General features: G+C 41.5%; 2 protein-coding genes. Both read right to left on the bottom strand.

All coding sequences use genetic code 11. The features are described 5' to 3' along the window. A partial coding sequence (locus tag GY843_RS09980; RefSeq protein ID WP_297309105.1) for a hypothetical protein occupies positions 1–321 on the bottom strand: 321 nt, incomplete at its 3' end. A gap of 80 nt (positions 322–401) precedes the next feature. Beyond that, on the bottom strand, positions 402–1,200 hold a 799-nt coding region (locus GY843_RS09975), incomplete at its 5' end, for a hypothetical protein (RefSeq protein WP_297309104.1).

The following is a 1,200-nucleotide window of genomic DNA, read 5'->3' as shown; positions in this document are numbered from 1 at the left end:
GTGAGGTCTGCCGTAAGCCAATAACTTGATTTCGTTGTTATCCTCCTTGCTCAATTGAGGCAAAGAAAGGCTAACCGCTTGGTCAAAGAATACTGTTCCGTTCTCACGAGAAGCGTTAATAGTTTGCTCTACACTTGATGTACCTTTCAGCACATACTTGAAAGCATCAAATGTTCCATCCATATCGGAGATTGTGTCATCTGTATCGGATGTAAGTGTAACATCACCCAAGTCACCGAAATCAACAAAGTAAACTGCTTTGAGTCCACCTACTGATTCACGACAAGGTAACGCACGACCTTTTGTTAAATCACAAGCCATAATTTCTTTTATTTTTTTTATAAAAAAGGGCAGACAAGCATATGCCTACCTGCCCCTTTAATTATTAACTAAACTAACTCTTATGAGTATAGTACGATGTCAGCACCAATTCCGTATTGTACACCTGCGGTAAAACGCATTACTACACGAACATTTTGTGAACCATCAAGGTCAGCCATATCAATTAGCTTCACCTCGTTGTGGTCAGCTAACAAACCTGTACCGAAGAACAAGTTAGACTTCTGTGCTGCTACCATTGTATTGTCGCTCAATCCAGAACATACGAACAATTTAACACCATCAAAAGCAAGGTCACCACCATTGAACCAAGTAGTACCTTCGTTGTTTACACCATTAGCACCCAAACCTGAAGCACCGAATCCACCCAAAGCACGGATGTAAGCACGAGCAACATTAGATGCTACATAGATGTATAGGTCTTCTTTTCCGTATACTGCGGTAGAGATAGCATCAACTACTTTACCCAATTCAGTAATAACATTAGCAGCAGAAACAGTAGTACCTGTTACATCTACAACTGTTGCATCAGCAGCCAATAGAGCTTCAAATCCGTTGAACTCACCTGCGTTAGCAGTTGCTCCTTGCCAAATGTTCTCTTCAGTCTTCTGTGCTACTTTAGCAGCGATGTGACCGATTAAGAAATCAGCGAATGATGGAGGAAGGCTATCAAAAGCCGAGTAACCCATTTGGATTGCTTCCCAATCGTTGTGGAAATCTTTCTTACATAATTCCAAGTTTACTTGGAACTCTTCTGGTTGTAGGATACGCTCTGCAAGAGTAACTGTGCTTTGGTCAGCGAAGTCACACGCAGCGTCCTTTACCAATGCGTTAGTAGAAAGAGTTTTCATTACCTCTTTG

It is taken from the genome of Neptuniibacter sp. (assembly GCF_024231755.1).
In the GTDB taxonomy this organism is placed as follows: domain Bacteria; phylum Pseudomonadota; class Gammaproteobacteria; order Pseudomonadales; family Balneatricaceae; genus Neptuniibacter.
The sequence above is the reverse complement of the archived record's forward strand: the minus strand, read 5'-3'. Positions and strand labels throughout refer to the sequence as shown.